General features: G+C 72.4%; 1 protein-coding gene. It reads left to right on the forward strand.

Annotated features, from left to right (window positions below):
- Positions 1-6,460 (forward strand): SDR family NAD(P)-dependent oxidoreductase (locus ACZ52J_RS42560; RefSeq protein ID WP_465626797.1); only part of this gene is annotated, 6,460 nt, incomplete at both ends.

Below are 6,460 nucleotides of genomic sequence, written 5' to 3' on the forward strand. Positions count from 1 at the left end.
AGCGGGTGTTGCTGGAGACCGCGTGGGAGACGTTCGAGGATGCGGGGATCGATCCGACGTCGTTGCGGGGCAGCCAGACGGGCGTGTTCACCGGCGTCTGGTCCTCCGGCTACGTCGGCAGCCCCGACCAGGCACCGCCCGACACCGAGGGCTACCTCGCCACCGGCATCTCGCCGAGCATCACCTCCGGCCGGGTCTCCTACCTGCTGGGCCTCCAGGGCCAGGCCGTGTCCGTCGACTCCGCCTGCTCCTCGTCACTGATGGCGATCCACCTCGCCGCGCAGGCACTGCGCTCGGGGGAGTGCACACTCGCCCTGGCCGGCGGGGTGACCGTGAGCGTGACCCCCCTGCAGTTCACGGAGTTCTCCCGCCAGCGTGCCCTGGCCCCTGACGGCCGGTGCAAGCCCTTCTCGTCGACGGCTGACGGTACGGCGTGGGGTGAGGGCGCGGGGTTGGTGCTGCTGGAGCGGTTGTCGGACGCCCGTCGCAACGGCCATCAGGTGCTGGCGGTGGTGCGGGGTTCGGCGGTCAATCAGGACGGGGCGTCCAATGGGCTGACCGCGCCCAACGGCCACTCCCAGGAACGCGTCATCCGTCAGGCGTTGGCGAATGCCGGGTTGGAGGCGTCCGAGGTGGACGTGGTGGAGGCGCACGGTACGGGGACGACGCTCGGTGATCCCATCGAGGCGCAGGCGCTGCTGGCGACCTACGGCCGGGACCGGGTGGAGCCGTTGTGGCTGGGGTCGGTGAAGTCGAACATCGGGCACACCCAGGCGGCGGCCGGCGTGGCTGGTGTGATCAAGATGGTCATGGCGATGCGGCACGCCGAACTGCCGCCGACGCTGCACGTCCAGGAGCCCACGCCGCATGTCGAGTGGGACACCGGTGACATCCGGCTGCTGACCGAGGCCCGGCCGTGGCCGGAGACGGGGCGTCCCCGCCGCGCGGGCATCTCGGCGTTCGGGGCCAGCGGCACCAACGCCCACGTCGTCATCGAACAGTTCCCGGAGGAAACCCCCGGACAACCCGTCGCGGACGACTCCGTGGAGCCCACGGTGTGGCTGCTGTCCGGCAAGACGGACGATGCCCTCCGCGCCCAGGCCCGACGGCTCGCGGACCACATCACCGCTCACCCCGGACTCCGGCCGGCCGCGATCGGCCGGGCCCTCGCCACCACCCGCACCATGCTCGCCCACCGGGCGGCCCTGGTGGGCAGCACCCGGACCGACCTGATGGCGGAACTGGCCGCCCTCGCCGACGGAGACCCCCGCGTCATCACGGGTGTGGCCGGTTCGCTGGGTCGTTCGGTGTTCGTGTTTCCGGGGCAGGGTGCGCAGTGGGTGGGTATGGGTGGGGAGTTGTACGGCTCGGAGGCGGTGTTCCGGGAGGCGATCGATGCGTGTGATGTGGCGTTGGCGCCGTACACGGATTGGTCGTTGGTGGAGGTGCTGGTCGGCGGTGGCTCGTTGGAGCGGGTGGATGTGGTGCAGCCGGCTCTGTTCGCGGTGATGGTGGCGCTGGCCGAGCTGTGGCGTGCTCATGGTGTGGAGCCTGATGCCGTTGTCGGGCATTCGCAAGGGGAGATCGCGGCGGCGTATGTGGTGGGGGCGTTGTCGTTGGACGACGCCGCCAAGGTGGTGGCGTTACGGAGCAAGGCCCTGGTCGCTCTGGCGGACCAGGGTGGGATGGTGTCGGTCGGCCTCGGGCATGAGCAGGCCGCCGAGTTCGTGGCCCGCTGGGACGGCCGGCTGACGGTGGCGGTGGTCAATGCCCCCGGTTCGGTCGTCGTGTCGGGTGATCCGGACGCGCTGGACGAGTTGCCGGCGGCCTGTGAGGCCGACGGCATCCGCGCCCGTCGCCTGCCCGTCAACTACGCCGCCCACTCCGTCCAGGTCGAGGCGATCCGCGAGCAACTGCTCACCGACCTCGCCGGCATCACACCGCGCCCGGCGGTGATCCCGTTCTACTCGACGGTGACCGGCGAGGAGATCGACACCTCCGCCCTCGACGCCGACTACTGGTACCGCAACCTCCGCGAACCCGTACGCTTCGACCTCGCCGTCGAGACCCTTACGCAGGACCGGCACGGCGTGTTCGTGGAGGTCAGCCCGCACCCCGTACTGGTGCCGGTGATGGACGGCGTTGTGACCGGCACGCTGCGCCGCGGCAGCGGCAGGCAGGAATTCCACCTCGCCCTGGCGCGCCTGCACACGCAAGGCATGGCCGTCGACTGGACTCCGGTCTTCCCCGGCGAGCCCCACCACGTCCCACTGCCGACGTACGCTTTCCAGCACCGGCCGTACTGGTTGACCCCCGTCGCCGCGAAGGGCGACGTGTCGGCGGCGGGGCTGGACTCGGCCGGGCACCCGCTGCTCGGGGCCGTCGTCGAACTGGCCGGGGACCAGAGCGTCCTGCTCACGGGGCGGCTCTCGACGGCCACCCGGCCATGGCTGGCCGACCACGTCGTCCTGGGCTCCGTGCTTCTGCCCGGCACCGTGTTCGTCGAACTCGCCATGCACGCCGGACGCCAGGCCGGCTGCGACGTCCTGGACGAACTGGTGCTGGAAGCTCCCATGATCCTGCCGGACGACGGTTCCGTGCCGGTCCAGGTCGTCGTCGGCGCACCGGACGAGACGGGCCGACGTCCCGTCACCGTGCACTCCCGGACGGGCGGCACCTGGCTGCGGCACGCGACCGGCATGCTGGCGACCGGCGACCGCCCCCACCCGTACGACACCGGCGAGCCCTGGCAGCCGGCCGGTGAGCCCGTCGACCTGACCGACTTCTACGACACCCTCGCCGCCCAGGGCTACGAGTACGGGCCGGTGTTCGCGGGCGTACGCGAGATCCGGCGGCAGGGCGACGAGCTCTATGCCGAGGTGGCGCTGCCCACCGACACCCGTGACCGCTTCGGTCTCCACCCCGCGCTGCTCGACGCCGCACTCCAGCCGCTGACCCTGCTGGCGGCCGGCCGCCTGCCGTTCTCCTTCGCCGGGGTGTCGATGCGGAAAGCCGGCTCCACGGCCCGGGTCCGCCTCACACCCACCGGCCCCGACACCTTCCGGGTCGCGCTCGCCGACGAATCCGGGCCGCTGGCGGTGATCGACGCGCTGACCGTGCGCCACCGGCCGCCGGGCATACCGGGCGCCGGGGCCAACCAGCTCTTCCGCCTCGACTGGGTGCCCGTCGAGAGCACCGGCGAACCCCCGGCCGTCCACCACGTGACGCCCCCGGCGGGAGACCCCGTGGCCGCCGCGCACACCGTCGCCGCCGAGACGCTGGGCGTGCTCCAGGACTTCCTGCGCGACGGGGACGGCCGGCTGGCCGTCGTGACCCGTGGGGCGGTCGGGCCGGACCCCGTCGACCTGCCGTCCAGCGTCGTCTGGGGCCTGGTCCGCGCGGCCCAGGCGGAACACCCCGACCGCTTCGTGCTCGTCGACACCGACGACCGCGTCCTCGTCGCGGGGGACGAACCGCAGCTCGTCGTCCGCGACGGCGCCGCCCACGCCGCCCGCCTGGTACGGGCCGAAGCGGCCCCGGCACCCGGCCCGCTCGACCCGAACGGTACCGTGCTGATCACCGGAGGCACCGGAACACTGGGCCGCCTCGTCGCCCGGCACCTGCGCGACCGGCACGGCATCCGGCACCTGCTCCTGCTCAGCAGGACCGCGGCGGAGGTGGACTTCGACGCCGAGGTGGTGGCCTGCGACGCGGCCGACCGGGACGCGCTGGCGGCCGTACTGGACTCGATCCCGGCCGCGCACCCGCTGACCGCGGTCGTGCACGCGGCCGGCGTGCTCGACGACGGCGTCGTCGAATCCCTCACGCCCGGCCGGATCGACCAGGTACTGCGGCCCAAGGCCGACGCCGCCTGGCACCTGCACGAGCTGACGAAGGACCTCGGCCTGAGCGCGTTCGTGCTCTTCTCGTCCGCCGCCGGTGTGCTGGGCGGCCCGGGCCAGGCGAACTATGCCGCCGCGAACGCCTTCCTGGACGCCCTCGCCGTGCACCGGCGTGCCCTGGGTCTGCGGGGCGTGTCGCTGGCCTGGGGACAGTGGGCCGAGGCCAGCGGGCTGACCGAACACCTCACCGACACCGACCTCAAGCGCCTCGCCCGCACCGGCGTGCTGCCGATGCCCACGGACCAGGCGCTGGCACTGTTCGACCTGGCCCTGGGCGCCGCCGATCCCGTGCTGGTCCCCGCACACCTCGACCTGTCGGCGGCGTCCACCCGCCCCCTGCTCAGCCGCCTCACCCGTACCAGGCCCGCCCGGCGCACGGACCGGCCGACCCTGGGCAGGGAACTGGCGGCCCTGCCCGAGGCCGAGCAGCACAGCCGCGTCCTGGAACTGGTCACCGGCCAGACGGCCGTGGTCCTCGGCCACACCGACACCTCGGCCGTCAGCGCCGAGCGGGCCTTCAAGGACCTGGGCTTCGACTCGCTCACCGCGGTGGAACTGCGCAACCGCCTGTCCGCGGCCGCCGGGGTACGGCTGCGCGCGACGATGGTCTTCGACTACCCGACCCCCGACGCGCTGGCCGGCCACCTGCGGGACGTCCTGGTCGGCGCCCGGCGCCAGGCCCCTGCCTCACCCGTGCCGGTCGGTGTTCCGGTGTCGGATGATCCGGTGGTGGTGGTGGGGTTGGGGGCCCGTTATCCGGGTGGCGTGGGGTCGGCGCGGGAGTTGTGGGATTTGGTGGCGGGTGGGGTGGACGCGGTGGGGGAGTTCCCATCGGATCGTGGGTGGGATGTGGGTCGCATCTATGATCCGGCCGGTGGTCCGGGGACGTCGTACACGCGGTCGGGTGGTTTTCTGGGGGATGCGGGTGGCTTCGATGCCGCGTTCTTCGGGATTTCGCCGCGTGAGGCGTTGGCGATGGATCCGCAGCAGCGGGTGCTGCTGGAGACGGTGTGGGAGACGTTCGAGGACGCGGGGATCGATCCGACGTCGTTGCGGGGCAGTCAGACGGGCGTCTTCACCGGCATCTGGTCCTCGGGCTATGGAGCCGGGGCACAGCCGCCCGACCTGGAGGGCTACCTCTCGACGGGCACGGCGACGAGTGTGACCTCGGGGCGGGTGTCGTATCTGCTGGGGCTGGAGGGTCCGGCGTTGTCGGTGGACACGGCGTGTTCGTCGTCGCTGGTGGCGATCCATCTGGCGGCGCAGGCGCTGCGCTCGGGGGAGTGCTCACTGGCCCTGGCCGGTGGTGTGACGGTCATGGCGACACCGGCGGGGTTCGTCGAGTTCTCCCGCCAGCGGGGGCTGGCGGCCGACGGCAGGGTGAAGGCGTTTGCCGAGGCTGCCGATGGTACGGCGTGGGGTGAGGGCGCGGGGTTGGTGCTGCTGGAGCGGTTGTCGGACGCCCGTCGCAATGGCCATCAGGTGCTGGCGGTGGTGCGGGGTTCGGCGGTGAATCAGGACGGGGCGTCCAATGGGTTGACCGCGCCGAATGGTCCGTCGCAGGAGCGGGTGATCCGGCAGGCGTTGGCGAACGCCGGGTTGGAGGCGTCCGAGGTGGACGTGGTGGAGGCGCACGGTACGGGGACGACGCTCGGTGATCCCATCGAGGCGCAGGCGCTGCTGGCGGCGTACGGCCGGGACCGGGTGGAGCCGTTGTGGCTGGGGTCGGTGAAGTCGAACATCGGGCACACGCAGGCGGCGGCCGGCGTGGCTGGTGTGATCAAGATGGTGATGGCGATGCGGCACGGGCAGTTGCCGCCGACGCTGCATGTCGACGCGCCGACTTCCCACGTCGACTGGGAGTCCGGAAACATCCGGCTGCTCACCGAGGCCCGGCCCTGGCCCGACAACGGCCACCTGCGTCGCGCGGGCATCTCGGCGTTCGGCATCAGCGGCACCAACGCCCACGTGATCCTGGAGGCACCGGCCCCGGACCCGGCCGAGAAGACGTCGCCCGAGTCCCCCGCCCACGATCCCGTTTCGGATCCCGGGTCCCCTGCCGCTTCCGCGCCCACGCCCACGCCCGCGGTGCCGGTGCCGTGGCTGCTGTCGGCGAAGTCGGACGCGGCCCTGCGCGACCAGGCCCGTAGGCTGCGCGGGTTCCTCGCCGAGCACCCCGAGGTCACACCGGCCGAGGTGGCCGCGGACCTGGCCGCGCGGGCCCGGTTTCCGCACCGCGCTGTGCTGACGGACCCGGCCGGGCTGGACGCGCTGATCGGCGGAGAACCCGGAATCGTCACGGGCACTGCCTCCCCGGGTAGGTCGGCGTTTGTGTTCTCTGGTCAGGGTGGTCAGTGGGCGGGGATGGGGCGGGGTTTGTACCGGGTGTTCCCGGTGTTTGCGCGGGTGTTGGACGAGGTGTGTGGGTTGTTGGGGTTGCCGGTGGGGGTGTTGTTCGAGGACGGGGAGGGGGTGTTGGGGGAGACGCTGTTCACGCAGGGCGGGGTGTTCGCGCTGGAGGTGGCGCTGTTCCGGCTGGTGGAGTCGTTGGGTGTGCG

Source organism: Kitasatospora sp. NPDC034035, from assembly GCF_055575755.1.